Genomic DNA, 20,998 nt, shown 5'->3' on the forward strand with positions numbered 1-20,998 from the left:
TACTGTGTCTCGGAGCACAGCGACTCCGGTGCGGACGTCGGCACCGCAGCGCGCTCGCCGTCCGGTTCCGCCACGGAACGCGCATCGGACGCGACGACGAGGACACGCATTGCGCACAGAGAACGACCCCGGCTTCGGGGCGCACGCCGCCCGCACGGACGACGACGGCGGGTCGCCGGCCAAATGGCGGATCGTGGGCCCGGGACTGGTCGTCGCGGCCACCGGCGTGGGCGCCGCGGACATGGTCGCCACCCTGGTGGCCGGGTCCCGCTACGGCTACGGGCTGCTGTGGGCCGTGGTCCTCGGCGTGGTCCTGAAAATCATCCTGGTGGAGGGCGCCGGGCGCTTCACGCTCGCCACGGGCCGCACCATCTTCGAGGGCTGGCGCTCGCTGGGCCGGTGGACCACATGGTACTTCGGGCCGTACATCATGATCTGGGGCTTCGTCTACGGCGCCACCGCGATGTCCTCCGCCGCCCTTCCGCTGGCCGCTGTCTTCCCCGTCCTGCCCCTGTGGGCCTGGGCGATCGTCATGGGCCTGCTCGGGTTCGTCATGGTGTGGTTCGGCAGGTACGCCACCTTCGAGAAGATCACCGCCGCGCTGGTCGGCCTGATGTTCGTCACCGTGGTGGGGCTGGCGGTCATCGCCACCCCCAACGTCCCCGAGATGATCGGGGGCCTCGTGCCGGTCATCCCGGAGGGCGGGGTGCTCTACACCCTGGCTCTCGCCGGTGGGGTCGGCGGCACCATCACGCTGGCCGCCTACGGCTACTGGCTGCGGGAGAAGGGCTGGTACACGCCCAAGTGGATGCGCGTCATGCGGATCGACAACTCCGTGGCCTACGTGGTCACGGGCATCTTCGTCATCGCCATGCTGATCGTCGGCGCCGAGGTGGTCCGATCCGCCGGCGTGGCGCTCAGCTCCGGGGACGAGGGCCTGCTGGACCTCTACGCCGTGCTCCGCGCGGAGTACGGCGACGTGGTCGGCACCGGCTTCCTCGTCGGCTTCTGGGCCGCCTCCTTCTCCTCGATCATCGGCGTGTGGAACGGCGTGTCCCTGATGTTCGCCGACTTCTGGGGCAACATCCGCGGCAAGGAGTCCGGCCACCCCGACACCCGGGTCGGCGGCAAGTACTTCCGCTTCTACGTGCTCTGGCTGACGTTCCCGCCCATGCTCCTCTTCGCCCTGGGCCAGCCCATCGGCTGATCCTCGCCTACGGCGTCCTGGGCTCGCTGTTCATGCCCTTCCTGGCGCTCACCCTGCTGGGCCTGCTCAACGGACGCCGGATCCCCAAGGAGTGGGCCAACAGGTGGCACACCAACACCGCGCTGGGGATCACCGCCCTGCTCTTCGGCATCCTGGGCGCCCAGCAGCTGGTGAAGGCCGTCGCACCGCTCCTCGGCGGCTGACGGCCCCACCAGGTCAGGGGATGACGCGCTCGGCCCGGTAGCGGTCGAACAGGCGGGTGAAGCAGTCCTGGGTGCGGCGGTACCCCGTGAACCCGGCCGGCCGGCTCTTGGACATGTCCGCGACCACCTCGATCGGCCGGCCCAGGTCCGCGTCCGTGTGCCACCACGAGGCCACCCGCGCGAGGTCGGGCTCGACCAGCCCGTGCTGCTCGGCGATCCGCGCCCAGAGGTCCTCGGTGCCGCGCATCTGCTCCTCGAGGGCCCGCGGGGCGCCCCGGAAGCCTCCCACTCCAGCCCGAACCACGCCGCGAGCGCCGGCGGGTGCGGCCTGCCGGACAGGTGGGCGCGTCAGCCGGTGAGCGCCCGGGCGCGCGCCTCGGACGGGGAGACGCCGTAGGCGGCCTTGTACACGCGGGAGAAGTGGGCGGCGTCGGGAAACCCCCAGCGGGCGGCGATCCGCCCGACGGGCACCCCGGCGCTCACGGGGTCCTCGAGGGCCCGCCGGCACCGCTCCAGCCGGCGGGTGCGGACCCACGCGGAGACGGTGGTGCCCTCCTCGTGGAAGAGCTGGTGGAGCCGCCGGACCGAGATGAAGTGGGCGCGGGCGATCGTCGTGGGATCGAGGTCCGGGCGGGAGAGGTTCGCCTCGACCCAGTCGTGCACCGTGGCGCGCAGCCGGTCCGCCTCGTGGGCCGAGGCCGCCACCTGGTCGTCGAGCTCGAGGTTGAACGAGGTGGTGAGCAGGTCCAGGGCCGAGTTGCCCAGGCGCTGCCCGTTCATGCCGGTCAGGGCGTCCATCCGCTCGGCCATCGAGGCGAGGAAGCTCGAGACCATCCCGTGCACGGCGGTCTCCGACCCGAGCCGGGCCGCCCGCAGCTGCCCGGCCGCCGCCGGGGGCAGGTCGAGCACGCCGTGCGGGAACATGAGCACCAGCAGCCGGGCGTCCTCGGTGAACTCGAGCCGGTAGGGGGCGGAGGTGTCGTAGAGCGCCAGGTCACCCGGCGCCAGCACGCTGCGGCGGCCCGCCTGCTCCACGGAGCAGCGGCCCTCCAGCTGCAGGTTCACCTTGAAGCACCCCTCGCCGTCGGCCGTGCCGGGCACGCGCTCGACGGCGTGGGGGCCGACCCGCATGTGGGTGACGTGCAGGTTCCCGGCGTCCCGCGCCACGAGGCTCGCACGGAAGGTCCGCCGGGCCGTGGTGGTGCACCGCAGCGGCACGAAGGACTGCGAGGCGAGCCGGGTCCAGTCCTGGATCGTCTCGGCCAGCACGGGCTCCGCCGGCGCGGGGCGCGGCGGAAGCGGTGTCGAGGCCATGCGGGAGTCCCCCTCTCCGGAACGGCGGCGGGCCGCACCGGGCCGGCCCGCCGTGACTGCGATCACAACGGTGGTCCCATCCTAGACCGGGCGGCAGACCGGCCGCCGTTCGGAACGGCGCAGCCACACGACCGCCAGGACGGCCACGGCCAGCTCGACGCCGACCACGAGCAGCACTCCGGCTCCGTGGGCGGCGCCTCCTGCGGCGGCCGGCACCGTCCCGGCGGACGGGGTGCCGTGCTGGGCATGACCACCGACGCCGCTCATCAGCGGCAGCAGCAGGACGTGGCCGAGCGCCATGGCCAGGGCCGTCCCCAGAGCCATCCGCACCGTGCCGGCCGCCGGGTGCACGGCCGCCGGACGGACGAGGGCGACCAGGCAGGGGAGGCACAGCACCGCCATGAGGCCCATGAGCACGGACCACCCGCGCCCGTGGGTGCCGCCGAGGGCCATCTGTGCGTGCAGGACCACGGAGACACCGGTCCCCAGGGCGAGCGCGCCCCGGAGGGGGTCGCCCAGCAGGCGCGGCGTCCGGGCCGGCACCGCGACCGCGGCCCCCGCCGCGCTCACCCGTGCTCCGCGGTGCGCTCGGGCTCCACCGTCTGCTCGAGCTGCACCGTCTGCTCGGGCTCCGCGTCCTCCTGCGGGCCGGCCCCCGGCCGGCCGTCCCCGACGGCGCGGCCGGAGCCCACCCCGGCGAACACCGCGGGGCGACGGCGCCTGAGGTACTCGCCCCAGACCAGTCCGAGGACTCCGGTGGCGAAGATGATCGCGGGCATGACGACCGCCAGCGGGCTGGGGCCCTCCGCACCGATGAGGACGTCGAAGTTCACGAGGATGAGCACGAAGACCGTGCCCAGGCCCAGGCCCGAGACGGCGGGGGCGATCCAGCGCACCCAGGCGGAGTGCCCGCCGGGGTCCCGCCGGAAGTGCCCGATGACGGCCAGGGAGGTGAGGGCCAGGAGGAAGATCAGCCCGAAGGCCCCGGCGTTCGTGAGCCAGGTGAACAGCGTCAGCACCGGGAACAGGGGGCCCAGCTCCGAGTTCAGCCCGGCGACGGCGAACACGGCCACGAGCACCACGGCCAGTCCGCTCTGCGTGAGCGAACCGGCCACCGGGGCGTGGTTGCGCCGCCCCACGGCCCCCAGCCGGCGGGGCAGCACGGACTCGCGGCCCAGGGAGAAGAAGTAGCGGGCCACGGCGTTGTGGAAGGCGATCAGCGCGGCGAGCAGGCTGGTGATGAACAGGACCTGGGCGATGTCCGTCAGCAGCACCCCGCCGTGCTCTCCCAGGAACACGAACACCAGGTCCGGGCCGAGCTCCTGGGAGGCGGCCACGATCTGACCGGGCCCGACCCCCATGGCCAGGGCCCAGGCGGACACGGCATAGAACACCGAGATGATCAGCACCGCGATGAACGTGGCCCTCGGCACGGAACGGGCAGGGTTCTTGACCTCCTCGCTGTAGATCGCGCCGGACTCGAAGCCCATGAACGCCGCGATCCCGAAGGCCAGCAACGCCCCGATGCCCGGAGCGAGGAACTCGGAGGGCGTCAGCGGCTGCGCGCTGATCCCCTCGGGGGCCACCGTGAGGGAGACGACGTCGACGACGATCACCACCAGGAACTCCAGGGCCACCAGGACGGCGATCACCTTCGCGGAGAGGTCCACCCTGCTGACCCCGAGCACACCGACCAGCACGAGCCCGGCCAGGGCGCAGGCCCACCAGGGCAGGGTCAGGCCCAGCCGGGCCTCCAGGAAGGAGGACAGGGCGAAGCCGAAGAGCCCGTAGAGCCCGATCTGCATGGCGTTGTAGCTGACCAGCGCCAGCCAGGACGCGCCGATGCCCTGACGTCGGCCCAGGCCGTCGGCGATGTAGGCGTAGAAGGCGCCGGCGTTGGTGATCCGGGCGGACATCGCCCCGTACCCCACCGCGAACACGGCCAGCAGCACCCCCAGCAGGACATAGGCCAGGGGCACCCCCGTCAGGCCGGCGACGGCGTAGGTCGTCGGAACACCACCGGCGAGCACGGTCAGCGGGGCCGAGGCGGCGATGATGAGGAAGACCAGGGCGGGGACGGTCAGCGTCCGACGGTCCAGGCCCCCGTGCTCGCTGAGGTGGCCCTGTGCTGGTGCCCCGCCGGAGGCGGGCAGGTTTCCGGACGATGTGGTGCTGGTGCTCATGGTTCAGCCCTCGCAGTGGCAGTCGTGGGACGGGTGGTCGCCGGTGCCGGTGACGGCATGGGCGCTTTCCGTGGCAGGGACCGCATCGGCGTGGCCGACCTCGGTGCCGCAGCAGCGTCCGCCGGCGGTGGACCAGTCGGGCAGGTCCAGGGCCGGGTTGCGGTCGAGGAAGCCGTAGGGCTTGAACCAGAAGCCGTAGTAGTCCACCGGCATGACCGGCCAGTCCTCGGTGCGCGGGATGTGGGTGGGGCCGAAGGTGTGCCACAGCACCACGTCGGTGTTCTCCAGCGGCCGGTCCTGGGCGACCCAGTCGGCGATGCCGCCCCCGGCGTGCTGGTTGGGGAAGTCCCCGGCCGGGAACCTCTCCTCGGCGTCGAAGGCGGTGACCCACAGGTGGTGGGTGGCGAACGCCGCGCGCCGGCGCGCCGAGGAGCCCTCGGCGGCCAGCAGCCGCGGACCGGGCATGGGGATCAGGTGGTAGGCGGTGGGCTCTCCCACGTGGTTGCGGCGGTTCGGGTTGGTGACGAACCACTTCCGCCCGGTCTCGGTGTTCGCGTCCCGGATCCCCTCGGACTCCCGGGTCACGTCGGTGCGCGACCACGTGAAGGCGTTGCCGTAGGGGTTGTCCTCCCCCATCGGCAGGGCCACGAGGTTCTCCTCCTGCACGGTGTTCCCCGTGCCGTCGACGGCGACGTCCAGACGGGCGCAGAAGAGGTGCTGGTGCACCGGGGCCTGCACGCCCGGGGCGACCTCGGCGGCGTGCCGGTTGGGCCGGCCGGGCTCGCACGCCCCGGCGAAGACGATGCCGGTGGCCTTGGCCTCCACCTGGATCGAGCCGTCGAGGTAGAAGTACCAGAAGAAGCCGTACTCGTAGTTGCCGATCGTGGCGAAGTAGCTGATCACCAGCCGGCGGGAGCGGCGCACCTGCGGGGCCTCCCCCGGTTCGGTGTGCTTCCACAGGATCCCGTAGTCCTCCTCGTGCATGCACACGGCGTGCGGGATCTCCATCGGGTGGCCCTCGTCGTCGGCCACGAACGCGTCGAAGTACCGGATCACCCCCAGGCAGTCGCAGCCCAGCTTCAGGGAGTTGGCGTTCTTGCCCAGCAGGTACTCCCCGGCGTCGAAGTAGCTGATCCAGAAGCGGGTGTTCGTGGTGTCGCCGTAGGGAACCACCATCTCCGGCACGGAACCGCGGTGGAGCACCGAGCGGTCCTCGGGCTCCTCGCCGGTGTCGTCGCGGAACGTGACCTGGTTGAGCACCAGTCCTTCCTGGGCGTTGAAGCCGATGCGGAGCTTCCAGTTCTCCCACGTGACGTGGGAGCCCTCCACCTGGAAGGACGGGCCCTCCGGCTGGACGATGTCCAGCGGCTTGAGCGAGGTGCGGGCCGGGCCCACGTGCTCGGGGGTGTAGTTGGCGTCGGCCATGGGCACCGGCACGTCGCCCTCGTCCTCCAACCGGACGACCTCCCCGGCCGTGAGGTCCACGTGCGCGATCAGGCCCTCCACCGGGTGCCCCCACGGGTTGTCCCCCTCGAAGCGGCGGTGGAAGGTCAGCGAGCGGATCACCCGCTTGCCCGTCTCGTCCTCCCGCGGGAAGAATCCCGGAGCCAGGGGGGCCACGAACGTGTGGGTCGTGTCCTCGATGCCGCGGCGGGCCATGGCCTCCTGCCAGCGCGGATCCGCCTTCACGATCTCCGCCGCCCGGTCGTACTCCTCGAACAGGTACTGCGCCTGCCCGTAGGGGTGCTCCCCCGTGGGCAGGGTCTCCACCGAGCGGACCTGCCCGGCCGTCACGGACACGACCGCCCGGCGGGTGCGGCCGGTGCCCGTGTCCAGGAGGGTGACGTCCACCGAGCGGTCGAAGTCGTCCGCGCCCTCCCGGTGGCCGAGCACCACGGACTTGGGCGGCTCCACGGGCAGCACCCGCGGGAACCGGGTGTCCGGCCCCAGCAGGCCGGCGGCCTCGAGGATGCTGCGGGCGGCGCTGATCTCCGCCGGGGTGAGCATGTCGAGCGGGTGGGTGACCCCGAGCGCGGACGGCGGGGTGGCGAGCGTGGTCTCCTGCATGGCGGATCTCCTCGGGTGGTCCGGAAGCGGGCGCGGCGGGCCCTGCGGATCGGTGCGGGCCGGAACCCGTTGACGATCAGTGTGGGGCAGGTCACGGCGGCGCGGACCGGATCCGGCACCGGGGTGCACCCGCTGGCAACCGGCCTGCGCTGTGGGTCAAGACCGGCCCCCGCACGCCCGGTCGCATAGCGTGGACCGCGGAAGTAACCAGCGACGGGAACGGGACAGGCGGGCGACGTGACGAGATCCGAGGACGAGGAGCGGGCCCCGGGGACGGGCTCCACCGGCGCGGCCGCGCGGGAGGCGGAGCAGCTGGGCCTGGCCGAGGGGCTCGCCCGGCGGCTCGACCGGCCGATGGGCATCCTGGGGGTGCTCTTCCTGTTCGTGGTGCTCGGCCAGCTGCTCGCGGAGGACCCCGGCCTGCTGGCCTTCCTCAACGTGGTCGGGTGGCTGTTCTGGGCGGTCTTCGTGAGCGAGTTCCTGCTGCGCGCCTACGTCGCCCGGTTCTCGGCGGCGTTCTGGAAGCGCAACTGGTGGCAGGTGCTCTTCCTCCTGCTCCCCTTCCTGCGCTTCTTCCGGGCGCTGCAGGCGGCCCGGCTGATCCGGCTCACCCGCCTGACCCGGGCCGGCAGCGTGCTCTCGGCCGGGGTCCGCGGCTCCCGCTCCGCCGGGCGGCTGCTGTCCAGCAGGATCGGCTGGCTCGCGGCGCTGACCGGCGTCGTCGTCCTGGTCTCGAGCCAGCTGCTCTACGTCCTGGGCGCCTACCCGGACTACGGGCCGGCGCTCTCCGACGCCGCGATGTCCACGATCACGGGGCGGGAGCTCGGGGCGCAGGGCGGCTTCCCCCGGGTCCTGGAGGTCGTGCTGGCGGTGTACTCGGTGGGCGTCTTCGCGACCCTGGCCGGCTCCGTGGGGGCCTACTTCCTGCGGGACGGGAACGCCCCCCGGCAGGCCGCGGCCTATCCCCGGGACGAGCCCGGCGGGTAGGATCGGTCCCGACCGAACAGATCAGCAGGCTGACGGTCCCGTCGACGGCGGCGACCCCGGCCCTGAGAAGGAGGATCGATGAAGGCTCTGACATGGCAGGGAAAGCGCTCGGTGAGCGTGGAGGAGGTTCCGGACCCGAGGATCCAGGAGCCCACGGACGCGATCGTGCGGATCACCTCGTCGGGCATCTGCGGCTCGGACCTGCACCTGTACGAGGTGCTGGGCCCGTTCATGGACAAGGGCGACGTGGTCGGCCACGAGCCCATGGGCATCGTGGAGGAGGTCGGCTCCGCGGTCACGGACCTCAAGCCAGGTGACCGCGTGGTGATCCCTTTCAACATCTCCTGCGGGCACTGCTTCATGTGCCGGCACGGCCTGCAGTCCCAGTGCGAGACCACCCAGGTCCGCGAGTACAACAGCGGGTGCGCCATCTACGGCTACTCCCGCATGTACGGGTCCGTGCCCGGCGGTCAGGCGGAGTACCTGCGGGTGCCGCACGCCGACTACGGGCCCATCAAGGTCCCGGACACCGGTGAGGACGAGCGCTACCTGTACCTTTCCGACGTGGTGCCCACCGCGTGGCAGGCCGTGCAGTACGCCGCGCCCCCGGAGGGCGGCTCCCTGGCCGTGCTCGGGCTGGGCCCGATCGGCCAGATGTCGGCGCGGATCGGCCGGCACCTGGGCTACCGCGTGATCGCGGTGGACCCCGTCGCGGAGCGCCGCGCCATGGCCGAGCGCCACGGGGTGGAGACGCTGGACTCGCACTCGGGGGTGGCCGACGAGCTGCGCGAGAGCACGGACGGCCGCGGACCCGACGCCGTGGTGGACGCGGTCGGCATGGAGGCCCACGGTTCGCCCGTGGCGGGCCTGGCGCAGCAGGCCGTGGGGCTGCTGCCGGACCCGCTGGCCCGCAAGGCCATGGAGACCGCCGGCAGCGACCGGCTCAACGCCGTCTACACCGCGATCGACGCGGTCCGCCGCGGCGGCACGATCTCGCTCAGCGGCGTGTACGGCGGCTCGAAGAGCCCGCTGCCCCTGCTGACGATGTTCGACAAGCAGCTCCAGTTCCGCATGGGGCAGTGCAACGTGAAGCGGTGGATCGACGACCTGCTCCCGCTGGTGGACGACCCCTCGGACCCGCTGGGCGTCCTGGACCTGAAGACCCACACGGCCTCCCTGGACGAGGCGCCGGAGATGTACGAGAAGTTCCAGAAGAAGCAGGACGGGTGCATCAAGGTGGTGCTGAAGCCGTAGCGCCCCGCGCGCCGTCCCGGTGAGCCCCGGTCCTCGTTCCGAGGGCCGGGGCTCGCTGCGTGCCCGGGCGGTGTCGTGCCCTGCGCCCGGCCGGTCCTGCCCGGCCGGTCCTGCCCGGCCGGTTCTGCCCGGCCGGTCCTGCTCAGCCGACCGTGATGCGCACCCGGGCCGGCAGCAGCGCGTCGAGATCCCCGTCCAGGGCGAGGGCCGGGGTGGAGGAGCCGAGCGCGGCGTCCGGGACGCCGTGCACCGCCATCCGCAGGGCCAGCTCCGTGGTCAGCCAGGGGGTGGTCCCGTAGCCGGGATTGCCCTGCGCCTTCAGCACCGCGGGGAAGGTGCTGCCCTGGTGGGTGGTGAAGACGCCACGGGTCGTCCAGGACCGGCCGGTGAGGACGTCCCCCGTCGGGCCGGTGCCCGCCTGCGGCAGCCGCGCCGCCAGGACGCCCGCGAGACGGGCGCGCACCGGGTGCGGCAGGCGGCCGGCGAGCCCGGCCAGGAACTGGACGGCGGTGACCGCCGTGGCCGCGGCGAACCGCCCGGCGCCCGGGAGTCCTCCCGATCGGCCCAGGTCCGCGGCCTCCCGGAACGCGAGGGGGTGCGCGGCGGCCCCCGGCACGGGGCTGAGGGCCTGGGTGCGGTGGACCACCGGCGGGTTGATCGCCGCGAGGGGGCTCATGGGGGCCAGCACCCGGCCGCCGGCGGTCCGGGCGCGCAGGCGCAGCGGGCTGGTGCGGCGCACCGCACCGGGGTCGGCGGCGGTGCCGGTGCCGGGCGCCGGCGCGGGAAGGCGTGCGGCCACGTCCCCCATCCGGGCGGGGTCGGGGTCCCGCAGGACCTCGACGAGGCTCTGCAGGGTCCCGCCCGAGACCGACTCCGAGAACCCCGTCCCCGGTGGGGTGCGCACGGAGGTCACGAGGTCCGCGGTGCGCAGGGTCTCGCCGTGGGCGGCGGCGTGCCGGCGGGCGGCGTCCACGAGCACGTCGGCGGGCAGGGCCTCGAAGCCAGCCGTGTGCACGAGAGCCACCCCGGCGGCCCGCGCGGGCGCGTCCAGGTCACGGTCGGTGCGGTGGGCCAGCTGCGACTCCCCGGTCAGGTCCAGGTAGTGGACGCCCTCCGCGACGCACGCGGCCAGCACCGGCGGGGCCAGCCGGGTGTAGGGGCCGGCCAGGTTGACCAGGACGTCGCTCCGCCGCACGAACGCGCGCAGGGATCCGGGGTCCGTCACGTCGGCGGGCACGATCTCGGGAACGGGGATCCCGCGCTCGGCGCACAGGGCGCGCACGCGCTCGGGGTCCCGGGCGCCGACGACGACGCCGACCCCCGCCTCGGCCGCCCGCGCCGCGAGGTGGGCCAGCGCCACGCGCCCGGTGATGCCGGTGGCCCCGAGCAGGCCCACGACGGGCCGGGGGTTCTGGATGCAGTCCATCCGGTCACTCTAGGGGACCCTCCGGGGCGGACCTCTTCCGAAGCCGGCTCCCAGGTCCGTCTCCTACCCTGGTGGGCAAGGATCCGCGCCCTTCGAGAAAGGTCCTCCCGTGAGCACCTCCCCCGTCCGCGCCCCCGCCGGACCCGCCCGGCCGACCGCCGCGGACCGCACCCGCCAGGTCGTGGTCACGGTCAGCGAGATCGCGTGCGTGCTGGGCACCCTGGTGGGGATCGGCCTGTTCGGCACCCGGGTCGAGGAGTCCTCCGGCGGCAGCCTCGCCGCGGACGCCACCCTGCTCGCCCCGGCGGGCACCGCGTTCTCCATCTGGTCGGTGATCTACCTGGGCCTGTTCGCGTACACCGTCTGGCAGTGGCTGCCCTCGCGCGCCGCGGACCCGCGCGCCCGCGCCACCGGCTGGCTCGCGGCGGTCTCCATGCTCCTCAACGCCGGCTGGCTGCTGGTCACCCAGCAGGGGTGGATCTGGGTCAGCGTCGGCGTCATCGTCGTCCTGGCCCTCGTCCTGGGCCTGCTGGTGCAGCGCCTGGCCGAGCTGCCGGACCCGGGCACCCGGCTGGACCAGCTCGTGGTGGACGGCACCTTCGGGCTGTACCTGGGCTGGGTCGCCGTCGCGACGGCGGCCAACGTCGCGGCCGCCCTCGTCGCCTCGGGCGTGCGCCAGGAGGGGCCGGGCGCCGAGTGGATCGGCGTGGCCGTGGTGCTCGTGCTGGCCGCGGTGCTGGCGTGGATCCAGCACCGGGTCGGCGGGCGCTGGGCCGTGGCCGCCGCCTCGGCGTGGGGCCTGTCCTGGATCGCGGTCGGCCGGGCCCTGGACGAGCCCCAGTCGCTGACCCTGGCCTACGGCGCGGTCCTCGCCGCCGTGCTGGTGGTGCTCGCCACGGCGTTCGCGCGCGGACGCGCCCCGGCACCCGGGGCGGCCCCGCACGCGGCGCGGCGCACGGATCACGGTGCGCCGGCGGTGACCGCGCGGCGCTAGGAGGGCACCCGCACGAGGCTGGAGCGGCACCCGCACAGGAGCAGGACCGCACCCGCACGCGGCCAGGACGCGGACCGCCCAGGGTCAGGACGCGGACCGCTCCTGGAGGTCCTCCCCGGCCCGCGCCCGCACCACGGCGTCCACGGCGCGGATGAAGCCCAGGTGGCTGAACGCCTGCGGGAAGTTCCCGGCCAGCCGCCCGGTGTCGGGGTCGAACTCCTCGGCGTAGAGGCCCAGGTCGTTGGCGTAGCCGGCCAGCTGCTCCAGCAGCGCCCCGGCGTCGTCCACCCTCCCGCTGCGCGCGTACTGCTCCACGAGCCAGAACGTGCAGATCAGGAACGGGTACTCCCCGCCCTCCAGCCCGTCCAGCCCGGAGGCCGTCCGGTACCGGTGCACCAGCCCGTGCTCGCCGCGCAGGTCCGCCTCGATCCGGGCCACGGTGCCGAGCATCCGCGGGTCGTCGTAGGCCACGAACCCGGTGTGCGGCAGCTGGAGCAGCGAGGCGTCGACCTCGGTGCTGCCGTAGGTCTGGGTGAAGGTATTCAGCTCCGCGTCGAAGCCGCGCTCCATGATCTCGGTGCACAGCTGCTCCCGCAGCTCGCGCCACCGCTGCACCGGCCCGCCGAGCCCGTGCTCCTCCACCGCACGGATGCCCTGGTCGAAGGCGGCCCACATCATGGCCCGGCCGTGCACGAAGAAGGCCGGGTCCCCGCGCATCTCCCAGATGCCGTGACCGGGGCGCTCGAAGTTGCGCTCGCAGAAGCGCAGCAGGTTCTTCTGCAGCTCCCACGAGGACGTGTCCTCCTCGATCCCGGCGTCGCGCAGGGCGGCCAGCGCCAGCATGACCTCGCCCACGACGTCGGCCTGGTACTGGCCCACGGCCCCGTTGCCGATCCGCACCGGGGCCGAGTCCTCGTACCCGGCGAGATGGCCCAGCTCGTTCTCGGCCAGCCGCCGCTCCCCCGCCAGCCCGTACATGATCTGCACCTGGTCGGGGTCCCCGGCCACGGCCCGCAGCAGCCAGTTGCGCCAGTGCAGCGCGCCGTCGGTGAAGTCGTGGGCGACGAGCACCTCGATGGTCAGGGCCGCGTCGCGCAGCCAGGTGTAGCGGTAGTCCCAGTTGCGCACTCCCCCGAACTCCTCCGGCAGGGAGGTGGTGGGGGCGGCCACGATCCCGCCGGTGCCCCGGTGGGTGAGCGCCCGCAGCACGAGCAGGGAGCGCAGCACGGCCTGCTCGTGGCGCTTGTGCGTGCTCACGTGCGAGGACCACTCGGTCCAGAACGTGACGGCCTGGTCCAGGGTCCGGGCGGGGTCCACCGCCCGGGGCAGCGGGTGGTGGGACTCGTACCAGGTCAGCGCCCAGTCCAGGGACTCCCCGGCGGAGAGCGCGAAGCGCCCGGCCAGCCGGTCGGAGACCCCTCCCGCGTCGTCGTCGGGCCGGCCGGGCTCCTCCGGTGCCGCATCCTGCGGCGGCTCGGCCGGCGCGGCCCCGTGGGCGTGCAGCATGGGCCCGGTCAGCAGCAGGGCGTCGGGGCCGGCGATCGAGAGCAGCCCGCACGTGCCGTCCGCGTCCACCTGGACCCGTCGGGTCCAGGGCAGGGCGCGGTTGTAGTCGAAGCGGATCCGCAGGTCGTGCTCCACCTCCACCGTCCCGGCGGTGCACTCGACCCGGCGCACCAGGTCGGCGTGGTCGGGGTGGCCCTCCGACCCGCCCGGGGGCAGGAAGTCGGTGACCACGGCGGTGCCGGTGGGGGTGCGCCACGTGGTCTCGAGCACGAAGGTGCGGGGCAGGTAGCGGCGGGAGACGACCTCGCCGCCGACGGCGGAGAGCTTCCACCGCCCGTCCTCGGGGCCGCCGAGCAGGGCGGCGAAGACCGACGGGGAGTCGAACCGGGGGAAGCACAGCCAGTCGATGCTGCCCTCGCGGGACACCAGCGGACCGGTGTGCAGATCGGAGAGGAGGGCGTAGTCCTCCAGGGGCGTGGACGGGGGCCGCGGGGGTTCGTCGCTCATGGGCCCATTCAACCAGCCGGTGCGCTCCGGCCCCCCGAAACGGCCAGGTCGTGGGCGAGCACGGCGAGCTCGAGCAGCAGCCGGCCCCGCGGCTCCTGCGGGCTGCACCCGGTCAGCTCCACGAGCCGGCGGCTGCGGTAGATCACGGTGTTGCGGTGGCAGAACAGCTCCTCGGCCGCGGACGTCGGCGAGCCGCTGTGCCGCAGGAGCGCGCGCAGGGTGTCCAGCAGCGTGGTGCGCTGGTGGGCCGGCAGGGCGAGCACCGGGGCCAGGACCTGCTCGACGATCATCGAGCCCACCTCCGGGCTCGTCTCGAGCAGCAGCTCCGGCAGGCGGGCCGAGGCCCACACGAGCCGCCGCGCCCCCACCGGCAGGGTCGCGGCGGCCCGGGCGGCCAGCCGGAAGGCGGCCGCGGTGTCCGCCATGCCCTGCCGGGCGAGGGCCACCCCCACCCGGCCCTCGACGGCCGGGCGCAGCAGGTCGCTCAGCCACGCCTCGTCGGCGCCCTGCATGGCGACCACCCCGTAGAGGGCGCCGTCGCGCACGCCCCAGCGGGAGGTCCCGCCCATCCGCTCCACCCGGTCCTCGGGGTGGTGCAGGGGCTCGCTGTGCGGGTCCTCCACGACCGCGACGACGCAGGCGACCGGGGCGTCGGCGCGGATCCCGAGGATCTGCTCGGCCTGGCCGGCGAACTCCGGGTCGGCGGCGCGGCCCTCGAGCAGGCCCGCCAGGTAGTTCTCCTGCCGGCGCAGGTCCCGCAGCTCCTGCCGGGCGGTCTCGCGCCGGTAGGCCTCGCTCATGACCTCGCTCTGCACCCCCAGGTCGTGCCACAGCCGGCGGCCGGCGGTGACGAGCTCCTCGGCGGTGATCTCGGCCCGGCCGTCCCGCACCCGGTCGGTCATCGCCTCCCAGAGCAGCAGGTTGCCGGTGGTGTAGGCGGACAGCACCGCCTCCAGCGGAACACCCTGGCGGGCCCGCTCGATGCCCGTGTCCCGCCACACGTCGACCGCGCGGGCCGTGCCGCCGTCGTCGTCCGCGCGCCCGGCGAGGATGCGCAGGCCCCGGCCGACGTGCTCGCGGGTGCTCCGGCGCAGCAGCGCCTGCAGCTCCGGGGTGGACCAGCCGCCGCCGGCCGGGCCCTTCCCGAGCAGCACCGCGGTGATCCCGTCGGCGATCCGGTCGGCGTCCGCCAGCATCCCGGTCCAGGCCCGGCGGAGCCGGTCCTGCCCGCCGGGCCGCGCCGGCTCCTGCGCCGTGTCCTGCGCCTCGCTGTGCTCCATTCCTCCACGATCGCACGCGGTGCACAGTCCGGACCGCAGAACGGCCGCTGCTGCACAAGGATCTTCGTGCACCGCGCCCATGTACCCGCTGTGACGCGGCGCACAGGATGGTGGCGAGCGCCGATGCCCGCCCGAGCCCAGGAGCACCCCATGACCCAGACCGCGACCGCACCCCGGACCTCCGTGCTGGAGGACCACGACATCTACCGGCTCGACGCCCGCCTCACCGCCGAGGAGCGCGCGATCCGCGACAGGGTGCGCGCCTTCGTCGACGCGGAGGTCCGCCCTGTCATCAACGACTACTGGGAGCGCGCGGAGTTCCCCTTCGAGCTCGTCCCGAAGCTCGCCGAGCTCGGCGTGGCCGGCACGGTCATCGAGGGCCACGGCTGCCCGGGGATGAGCCGGATGGCCGGGGCCCAGGTGTCCCTCGAGCTGGCCCGCGGGGACGGCTCGATCAACACGTTCTTCGGCGTGCACTCCGGCCTGGCCATGGGCTCGATCAACACCCTCGGCTCGGAGGAGCAGAAGCAGCGGTGGCTGCCGGCCATGGCCCGCCTCGAGCGGATCGGCGCGTTCGCGCTCACCGAGCCGGAGCACGGCTCGGACTCCGTGGCCCTCGAGACCAGCGCCCGCCGCGAGGGCGACACCTGGGTGCTCGACGGGGCGAAGCGCTGGATCGGCAACGCCTCCTACGCCCACGTCGTGGTCATCTACGCCCGGGACGTCGAGGACGGCCAGGTCAAGGCCTTCGTGCTCGAACGCGAACCGGACGCGGAGTTCCCCGCCGGGTTCCGCCCCACCGTGATCACCGGCAAGATCGGCAAGCGCGCGATCCTGCAGCCGGACATCGTCATCGAGGACCTGCGCGTTCCCGAGGCGAACCGTCTGCAGCGCTGCGACTCCTTCAAGGACGTCAACAAGGTCCTCAACGCCACCCGCGGCGGGGTGGCCTGGGAGGCCCTCGGCCACGCGATCGCCGCCTACGAGATCGCCGTCCGCTACGCCGGCGAGCGCAAGCAGTTCGGCCGGTCGATCGGCAGCTACCAGCTCGTGCAGAACAACCTGGCCAACATGCTCGCCGAGACCACGGCGATCAAGCTGATCTGCTTCCGGCTCGTCGAGCTCCAGGACGAGGGCGCCCTCACCGGCCCCATGGCCTCCCTGGCCAAGCTCACGGCGGCCAAGAAGGCCCGCTGGGTCGTCTCCACCGCCCGCGACGTCCTGGGCGGCAACGGGCTCCTGCTCGAGAACGACGTCGCCCGCCACCTCACCGACATGGAGGTGGTCTACACCTACGAGGGCACCGACTCCATGCAGTCCCTCATCGTCGGCCGCGCGATCACCGGCGTCTCGGCCTTCGCCTGAGCGCCGCCGCCCCCCTCACCCCACCGGAAGGAACCCCGTGCCCGAAGCAGTCATCGTCTCCGCCGTCCGCTCCCCCATCGGGCGCGCCCGCAAGGGCTCCCTGCGCGAGATGCGCGCCGACGACATGGCGGCCCAGATGGTCCGCGCCGCCCTCGCCGAGGTGCCCGAGCTCGACCCCTCGGAGATCGACGACCTGATCCTGGGCTGCGGCGTCCCCGAGGGCGAGTCCGGACAGAACCTCGGCCGTCTCGTGGCCGTCCGCGCCGGGCTCGACGAGGTCCCGGGGACCACGATCACCCGTTTCTGCTCGTCCAGCCTGCAGACCACCCGCATGGCCATGCACGCGATCCGGGCCGGTGAGGGCAGCGTGTTCCTCTCGGCCGGGGTGGAGGCCACGAGCCGCCTCGGCCGGGGCCGCTCCGACGAGGACACCCGCAACCCGTGGTTCCGGCAGGCGTGGGAGCGCTCGGACCGGCGCGCCGCGGGCGGCGCCGGGACGTGGCAGGACCCCCGGGACGACGGCGAGGTGCCGGACATCTACATCGCCATGGGCCAGACCGCGGAGAACGTCGCCCAGCTGCGCGGCGTGTCCCGGGAGGCGCAGGACGCCTACGCGGTGCGCTCGCAGCACCGCGCGCAGCAGGCCCAGGCCAGCGGCTTCTGGGACCGGGAGATCGCCCCCCTCACCCTCCCGGACGGCACGCTCGTGACGCGCGACGACAGCCCCCGCGCCGGCACCACGCTCGAGGCGGTCGCCCAGCTGAACCCGGTGTTCCGGCCCGACGGGACGGTCACCGCCGGCAACGCGTGCCCCATGAACGACGGCGCCGCGGCGCTGGTGATCATGAGCGACACCCGGGCCAAGGAGCTGGGGCTCACCCCGCTCGCCCGGATCGTCTCGACGGGGCTGTCCGCCCTCTCGCCCGAGATCATGGGCCTGGGCCCGGTCGAGGCGTCCCGGCAGGCGCTGGCCCGGGCGGGGATGAGCATCGACGACGTGGACCTCGTGGAGCTCAACGAGGCCTTCGCGGCCCAGGTGCTGCCCTCCGCCGAGGACCTCGGCATTCCCGAGGACAAGCTCAACGTCAACGGCGGGGCCATCGCGCTGGGCCACCCGTGGGGCATGACCGGCGCCCGGATCACCACCACGCTGCTGAACGGCCTGCGCCAGCACGACCGGCAGATCGGCCTGGAGACGATGTGCGTGGGCGGCGGCCAGGGCATGGCGATGATCGTGGAGCGGCTCTCGTGAGCGGGACGGCCGGCTGCCGGCGCTTCGAGGAGCGGGTCGCCGTGGTCACCGGCGCGAGCCGGGGCATCGGCCTCGGCATCGCGGAGCGTCTCGTGGCCGAGGGCGCCCGGGTCTGCCTGACCGCCCGGGAGCCCGAGGAGCTGGCCCTCGAGCTGGCCCCGCAGGTGCGGGTCAACGCGGTGGCGCCGGCGATCGTGCGCACCCGGTTCGCGGCGGCGCTGCTGGCCGGGGGCGAGGAGCAGGTCGCCGCGGGCTATCCCCTCGGCCGGATCGGCACCCCCGAAGACGTCGCCGCCGCCACCGCCTTCCTGCTCTCCGAGGACGCGTCCTGGATCACCGGGCGCACCCTCGTGCTCGACGGCGGATCGGGCCTCAACGGCCCGCTCTGAGCGCCCGCACCGCGCCGATCGACCACCGCGGTCGTCCGGCCGGACCACCCCGCCGGACCACCCCGCCGGACCACCATGCCGGACCCACCCGCCGGACTCAACCGACGGACCCACCCGACCGGCACGTCCGGCCGACTCCAGGAGGACCCATGACCACGCACCAGCGCACCGCCGTCGTCACCGGCGCGGCCCGCGGCATCGGCGCCGCGCTCGCACAGCGGCTCGCCGCCGACGGGATGGCCGTCGCCGCCGTCGACCTCTCCGCCGAGGCATGCTCCGACGTCGTCGAGGCCATCACCTCGGCCGGGGGCACGGCCCGGGCCTACGCCGCGGACGTCGCCGACGAGGCGTCCGTCGCCGGGCTCGTCGAGGCCGTGGCCGCCGAGCTCGGCCCGCCCACCGTGCTCGTCAACAACGCCGGCGTGCTGCGGGACAACCTGCTGTTCCGGATGAGCGCCGACGACTGGGACACGGTGATGAACGTGCACCTGCGCGGGCACTTCCTCATGTCCCGCGCCGTGCAGGCGCACATGACGGAGCAGGGCTGGGGGCGGATCGTCAACATCTCCTCGACCTCGGCCCTGGGCAACCGCGGGCAGGCCAACTACGCGGCCGCCAAGGCCGGCATCCAGGGCTTCACGAAGACCCTCGCGATCGAGCTCGGGAAGTTCGGCGTCACCGTCAACGCGATCGCCCCGGGGCTGATCGAGACCGCGATGACGCGGACCACCGCGGAGCGGATGGGCGTGCCCTACGAGCAGTTCGTCGAGAAGGCCGCCCAGCAGATCCCGGTGGCCCGGACGGGCACCCCCGAGGACATCGCCGCGGCGGCGTCCTTCTTCGCCCGCGAGGACGCGTCCTTCGTCTCCGGGCAGGTGCTCTACGTCGCCGGCGGGCCCCGCGCCTGACGACCGGCCCCCGGCCGCAGCGGCACCGACCACCGCGGCACCGGTCGCAGGCCGTGCCACCGGCAGACCGTCCAGACGACACACTGTCCAGACAGCAGGAGAGAGCAGATGCAGACCTACACCGGGATCGACGAGTACGCCGCGGCGCTCGGCACGCACCTGGGCCACAGCCCGTGGCGGACCGTCACGCAGGAGCAGGTGGACCTCTTCGCCGACGCCACCGACGACCACCAGTGGATCCACACCGACCCGGAGCGGGCCCGGTCCGGGCCCTTCGGCGGGCCGATCGCGCACGGATACCTCACCCTCTCGCTGGTGCCGGCGTTCCTGCGCGAGATCTACCGGGTGGAGGGCCTGTCCATGGTGGTCAACTACGGCTCCGACACGGTCCGATTCCCCCGCCCGGTGCCCGTGGGCTGCCGGGTCCGCGCGGGCGCGGAGCTGATCGGCCTCGAGCGCGGCCCCCAGGGAGCGCGGGCCACCGTGCGGGTCACGGTCGAGGTCGAGGACTCCGACCGGCCCGCCTGCGTGGCGGAGATCGTCTCGCTGCTGCGCCCGTGACCGATCCCTCGACCGACGTCAGGAGCAGCCGATGAGCTTCAACGTGTCCGTGATGCTGCGCGAGACCGCGACGGCCACGCCCGAGAAGGCGTGCGTGGTGCTCGGGCGGCGCAGCTGGAGCTTCCGCGAGGTGGACGCGGCCGCCGACCTCGTGGCCGCGAACCTGCGCGCCCTCGGGCTCGCACCGGGCACGGCGGTCGGGGTCCAGCTGCCCAACGTCCCGCAGTTCCTCTTCGCGTACTTCGGGATCACCCGGGCGGGCTGCGTCATGGTCCCCATGAACCCGCTGCTCACGGCCCGCGAGGTCGCCCACCAGCTGCGCACCGCGGACTGCGAGCTGCTGGTGACCACGGACGCGGTGGCCGCCGAGGCCCTCGCCGGTGCCCGCGGGGCCGGGGACGTCGCCGTGTACGTCGTGGGCACCGGTGCGGGTCCCCGCCCGGAGGGCACCCGCGACTTCGCCGAGCTGCTCGAGCGCCGCCCGCCCGTGGACACGGCGGCGACCGCGGCCGACGACACGGCGGTGATCGTCTTCACGAGCGGGACGACCGGCGCGCCCAAGGGCGCGGAGCTGACCCACTTCGGGATCTACATGAACTCCACGGCCTCCGCGGAGCGCGTGCCCGTGGACCCGGACGGCACGGTGCTGGCGGTCCTGCCGTTCTTCCACGTGTACGGGCTCACCAGCGTGCTCAACATCGGGGTGCGCCACGGGGTGACGCTGGTCCTGCTGCCGCGGTTCGATCCCGTCGCGGCGATGGACCTGATCGAGCGGCACCGGGTGGTGCGGTTCTCCGCCGTCCCCACCATGCTGATCGCCATGCTGGAGGCGGGCACCGCGGGCCGGGACCTCTCCAGCGTGGAGCGGGTGACCTCCGGGGGCGCCGCCCTGCCGGGTGAGGTCCTGCGCCGCTTCGAGGCCGAGTTCCCGAACGCCACGGTCCTGGAGGGCTACGGGCTGTCCGAGTCCACGAGCTCCGTCTCCGTCAACGTCTCGCGGGAGGAGCGCAAGGCGCTCTCCATCGGCAGGCCCCTGTGGGGCACGCAGTGCCGCGTGGTCGACGACGAGGGCGCCGTCCTGCCTCCCGGCCCCGAGCACGTCGGCGAGCTGCTCTACAGGGGGCCCACGATCATGAAGGGCTACTACGGGGACCCCGAGGCCACGGCGGCGGCGCTGCGGGACGGGTGGCTGCACACCGGGGACCTGGGCTGGATGGACGAGGACGGCTTCGTCTTCGTGGTGGACCGCAAGAAGGAGCTCATCATCCGCGGCGGGTACAACGTCTACCCCCGGGAGGTCGAGGAGGTGATCGCCGCGCATCCCGCGGTGTCCGAGGTGGCCGTGGTCGGCAGGCCGCACCCCCGGCACGGACAGGAGATCGTCGCGGTCGTCAGCCCCCGCCCCGGCACGGCCGTCAGCGCGGAGGAGATCGTGGCGCACGCCCGGCGCTCGCTGGCCGCCTACAAGTACCCCCGGGAGGTCGTCGTCCTCGCCGAGCTGCCGAAGACGGCCACGGGCAAGATCCGCAAGCGGGACCTCGCCGCGGACGTGGCCGTGGAGGCGTGACCGCGCGGCGCCGGGGTAGCGTGCTGGT

Annotated in this window: 17 protein-coding genes and 1 pseudogene; 10 read left to right on the forward strand and 8 right to left on the reverse strand. The window is 73.8% G+C overall.

All coding sequences use genetic code 11. From position 1 onward, the window contains the following. The first annotated feature begins 109 nt into the window (after positions 1-109). Positions 110-1,410, forward strand: a pseudogene (locus tag BJF77_RS08130) (Nramp family divalent metal transporter). Positions 1,411-1,423: 13 nt separating this feature from the next. On the opposite strand, the gene BJF77_RS08135 reads toward BJF77_RS08130, so the two are convergent. The 5 genes from BJF77_RS08135 to BJF77_RS08155 all read right to left on the reverse strand — a co-directional run bounded on the left by BJF77_RS08135 (position 1,424) and on the right by BJF77_RS08155 (position 6,974). Next, positions 1,424-1,657, reverse strand: coding sequence for a hypothetical protein (locus BJF77_RS08135; protein WP_222844981.1), 234 nt, complete (start codon positions 1,655-1,657; stop codon positions 1,424-1,426). Positions 1,658-1,758: 101 nt separating this feature from the next. Then, the gene (locus BJF77_RS08140) at positions 1,759-2,724 is read right to left on the reverse strand and encodes a helix-turn-helix domain-containing protein (RefSeq protein ID WP_075871835.1); all 966 of its coding nucleotides are present in this window, start codon (positions 2,722-2,724) and stop codon (positions 1,759-1,761) included. An 81-nt stretch (positions 2,725-2,805) separates the two neighbouring features. Beyond that, on the reverse strand, positions 2,806-3,294 hold the full coding sequence (locus BJF77_RS08145) for a hypothetical protein (RefSeq protein WP_047802319.1): 489 nt from the start codon (positions 3,292-3,294) through the stop codon (positions 2,806-2,808). After that, positions 3,291-4,907 (reverse strand): APC family permease, encoded by a 1,617-nt coding sequence (locus BJF77_RS08150; protein WP_075871836.1) that lies wholly within the window; start codon positions 4,905-4,907, stop codon positions 3,291-3,293. Before BJF77_RS08150 ends, BJF77_RS08145 begins: the two co-directional genes overlap by 4 nt. Before the next feature lie 3 nt (positions 4,908-4,910). Beyond that, entirely contained in the window at positions 4,911-6,974 is a 2,064-nt protein-coding gene (locus BJF77_RS08155; RefSeq protein ID WP_083665030.1) for a primary-amine oxidase, read from the reverse strand. A 237-nt stretch (positions 6,975-7,211) separates the two neighbouring features. Here BJF77_RS08155 and BJF77_RS08160 point away from each other — a divergent pair, with 237 nt between their 5' ends. Beyond that, a complete protein-coding gene (locus BJF77_RS08160; protein ID WP_255396185.1) occupies positions 7,212-7,961 on the forward strand; it encodes a hypothetical protein in 750 nt (249 codons plus the stop codon). 78 nt (positions 7,962-8,039) lie between these two features. Beyond that, the gene (locus BJF77_RS08165) at positions 8,040-9,215 is read left to right on the forward strand and encodes a zinc-dependent alcohol dehydrogenase (RefSeq protein ID WP_075871837.1); all 1,176 of its coding nucleotides are present in this window, start codon (positions 8,040-8,042) and stop codon (positions 9,213-9,215) included. 142 nt (positions 9,216-9,357) lie between these two features. Here the strand turns inward: BJF77_RS08165 and BJF77_RS08170 are convergent, their stop codons facing one another. Further along, complete coding sequence (locus BJF77_RS08170) at positions 9,358-10,641, reverse strand: saccharopine dehydrogenase NADP-binding domain-containing protein (RefSeq protein WP_075871838.1); 1,284 nt, start codon at positions 10,639-10,641, stop codon at positions 9,358-9,360. A 109-nt stretch (positions 10,642-10,750) separates the two neighbouring features. Here BJF77_RS08170 and BJF77_RS08175 point away from each other — a divergent pair, with 109 nt between their 5' ends. Then, positions 10,751-11,635, forward strand: a complete 885-nt coding sequence (locus tag BJF77_RS08175) for a tryptophan-rich sensory protein (protein WP_075871839.1) — start codon at positions 10,751-10,753, stop codon at positions 11,633-11,635. 84 nt (positions 11,636-11,719) lie between these two features. On the opposite strand, the gene BJF77_RS08180 is transcribed toward BJF77_RS08175, so the two are convergent. Together BJF77_RS08180 and BJF77_RS08185 are read right to left on the reverse strand one after the other, a co-directional pair. Beyond that, positions 11,720-13,648, reverse strand: coding sequence for a glycoside hydrolase family 15 protein (locus tag BJF77_RS08180; RefSeq protein ID WP_075871840.1), 1,929 nt, complete (start codon positions 13,646-13,648; stop codon positions 11,720-11,722). 8 nt (positions 13,649-13,656) lie between these two features. After that, the gene (locus BJF77_RS08185) at positions 13,657-14,928 is read right to left on the reverse strand and encodes a CdaR family transcriptional regulator (protein WP_083665031.1); all 1,272 of its coding nucleotides are present in this window, start codon (positions 14,926-14,928) and stop codon (positions 13,657-13,659) included. 150 nt (positions 14,929-15,078) lie between these two features. On the opposite strand from BJF77_RS08185, the gene BJF77_RS08190 reads away from it, so the two are divergent. The 6 genes from BJF77_RS08190 (at position 15,079) to BJF77_RS08215 (ending at position 20,970) form a co-directional block, all read left to right on the forward strand. Next, positions 15,079-16,293, forward strand: coding sequence for an acyl-CoA dehydrogenase family protein (locus BJF77_RS08190; protein ID WP_047802325.1), 1,215 nt, complete (start codon positions 15,079-15,081; stop codon positions 16,291-16,293). A 37-nt stretch (positions 16,294-16,330) separates the two neighbouring features. Then, complete coding sequence (locus BJF77_RS08195) at positions 16,331-17,545, forward strand: acetyl-CoA C-acetyltransferase (protein WP_075871841.1); 1,215 nt, start codon at positions 16,331-16,333, stop codon at positions 17,543-17,545. Beyond that, positions 17,542-17,934 (forward strand): SDR family oxidoreductase, encoded by a 393-nt coding sequence (locus tag BJF77_RS08200; RefSeq protein ID WP_075871842.1) that lies wholly within the window; start codon positions 17,542-17,544, stop codon positions 17,932-17,934. Before BJF77_RS08195 ends, BJF77_RS08200 begins: the two co-directional genes overlap by 4 nt. A 149-nt stretch (positions 17,935-18,083) precedes the next feature. After that, the gene (fabG, locus tag BJF77_RS08205) at positions 18,084-18,842 is read left to right on the forward strand and encodes a 3-oxoacyl-ACP reductase FabG (RefSeq protein WP_047802327.1); all 759 of its coding nucleotides are present in this window, start codon (positions 18,084-18,086) and stop codon (positions 18,840-18,842) included. A gap of 108 nt (positions 18,843-18,950) precedes the next feature. Beyond that, positions 18,951-19,403, forward strand: a complete 453-nt coding sequence (locus BJF77_RS08210; protein ID WP_047802328.1) for a MaoC family dehydratase — start codon at positions 18,951-18,953, stop codon at positions 19,401-19,403. A 31-nt stretch (positions 19,404-19,434) separates the two neighbouring features. Continuing rightward, a complete protein-coding gene (locus tag BJF77_RS08215) occupies positions 19,435-20,970 on the forward strand; it encodes an AMP-binding protein (RefSeq protein ID WP_075871843.1) in 1,536 nt (511 codons plus the stop codon). Positions 20,971-20,998: the final 28 nt, after the last annotated feature.

Origin of the sequence: Kocuria sp. CNJ-770 (genome assembly GCF_001942375.1) — a bacterium.
GTDB classification, from domain to species: Bacteria; Actinomycetota; Actinomycetes; order Actinomycetales; family Micrococcaceae; genus Kocuria; species Kocuria oceani.

Bases quoted from the DNA above. Each gene is read 5' to 3' on its own strand.
- BJF77_RS08135 (WP_222844981.1), bottom strand. From the start codon at position 1,657: ATGCGCGGCACCGAGGACCTCTGGGCGCGGATCGCCGAGCAGCACGGG.
- BJF77_RS08140 (WP_075871835.1), bottom strand. From the start codon at position 2,724: ATGGCCTCGACACCGCTTCCGCCGCGCCCCGCGCCGGCGGAGCCCGTG.
- BJF77_RS08150 (WP_075871836.1), bottom strand. From the start codon at position 4,907: ATGAGCACCAGCACCACATCGTCCGGAAACCTGCCCGCCTCCGGCGGG.
- BJF77_RS08155 (WP_083665030.1), bottom strand. From the start codon at position 6,974: ATGCAGGAGACCACGCTCGCCACCCCGCCGTCCGCGCTCGGGGTCACC.
- BJF77_RS08165 (WP_075871837.1), top strand. From the start codon at position 8,040: ATGAAGGCTCTGACATGGCAGGGAAAGCGCTCGGTGAGCGTGGAGGAG.
- BJF77_RS08170 (WP_075871838.1), bottom strand. From the start codon at position 10,641: ATGGACTGCATCCAGAACCCCCGGCCCGTCGTGGGCCTGCTCGGGGCC.
- BJF77_RS08180 (WP_075871840.1), bottom strand. From the start codon at position 13,648: ATGAGCGACGAACCCCCGCGGCCCCCGTCCACGCCCCTGGAGGACTAC.
- BJF77_RS08185 (WP_083665031.1), bottom strand. From the start codon at position 14,928: ATGGAGCACAGCGAGGCGCAGGACACGGCGCAGGAGCCGGCGCGGCCC.
- BJF77_RS08190 (WP_047802325.1), top strand. From the start codon at position 15,079: ATGACCCAGACCGCGACCGCACCCCGGACCTCCGTGCTGGAGGACCAC.
- fabG (WP_047802327.1), top strand. From the start codon at position 18,084: ATGACCACGCACCAGCGCACCGCCGTCGTCACCGGCGCGGCCCGCGGC.
- BJF77_RS08210 (WP_047802328.1), top strand. From the start codon at position 18,951: ATGCAGACCTACACCGGGATCGACGAGTACGCCGCGGCGCTCGGCACG.
- BJF77_RS08215 (WP_075871843.1), top strand. From the start codon at position 19,435: ATGAGCTTCAACGTGTCCGTGATGCTGCGCGAGACCGCGACGGCCACG.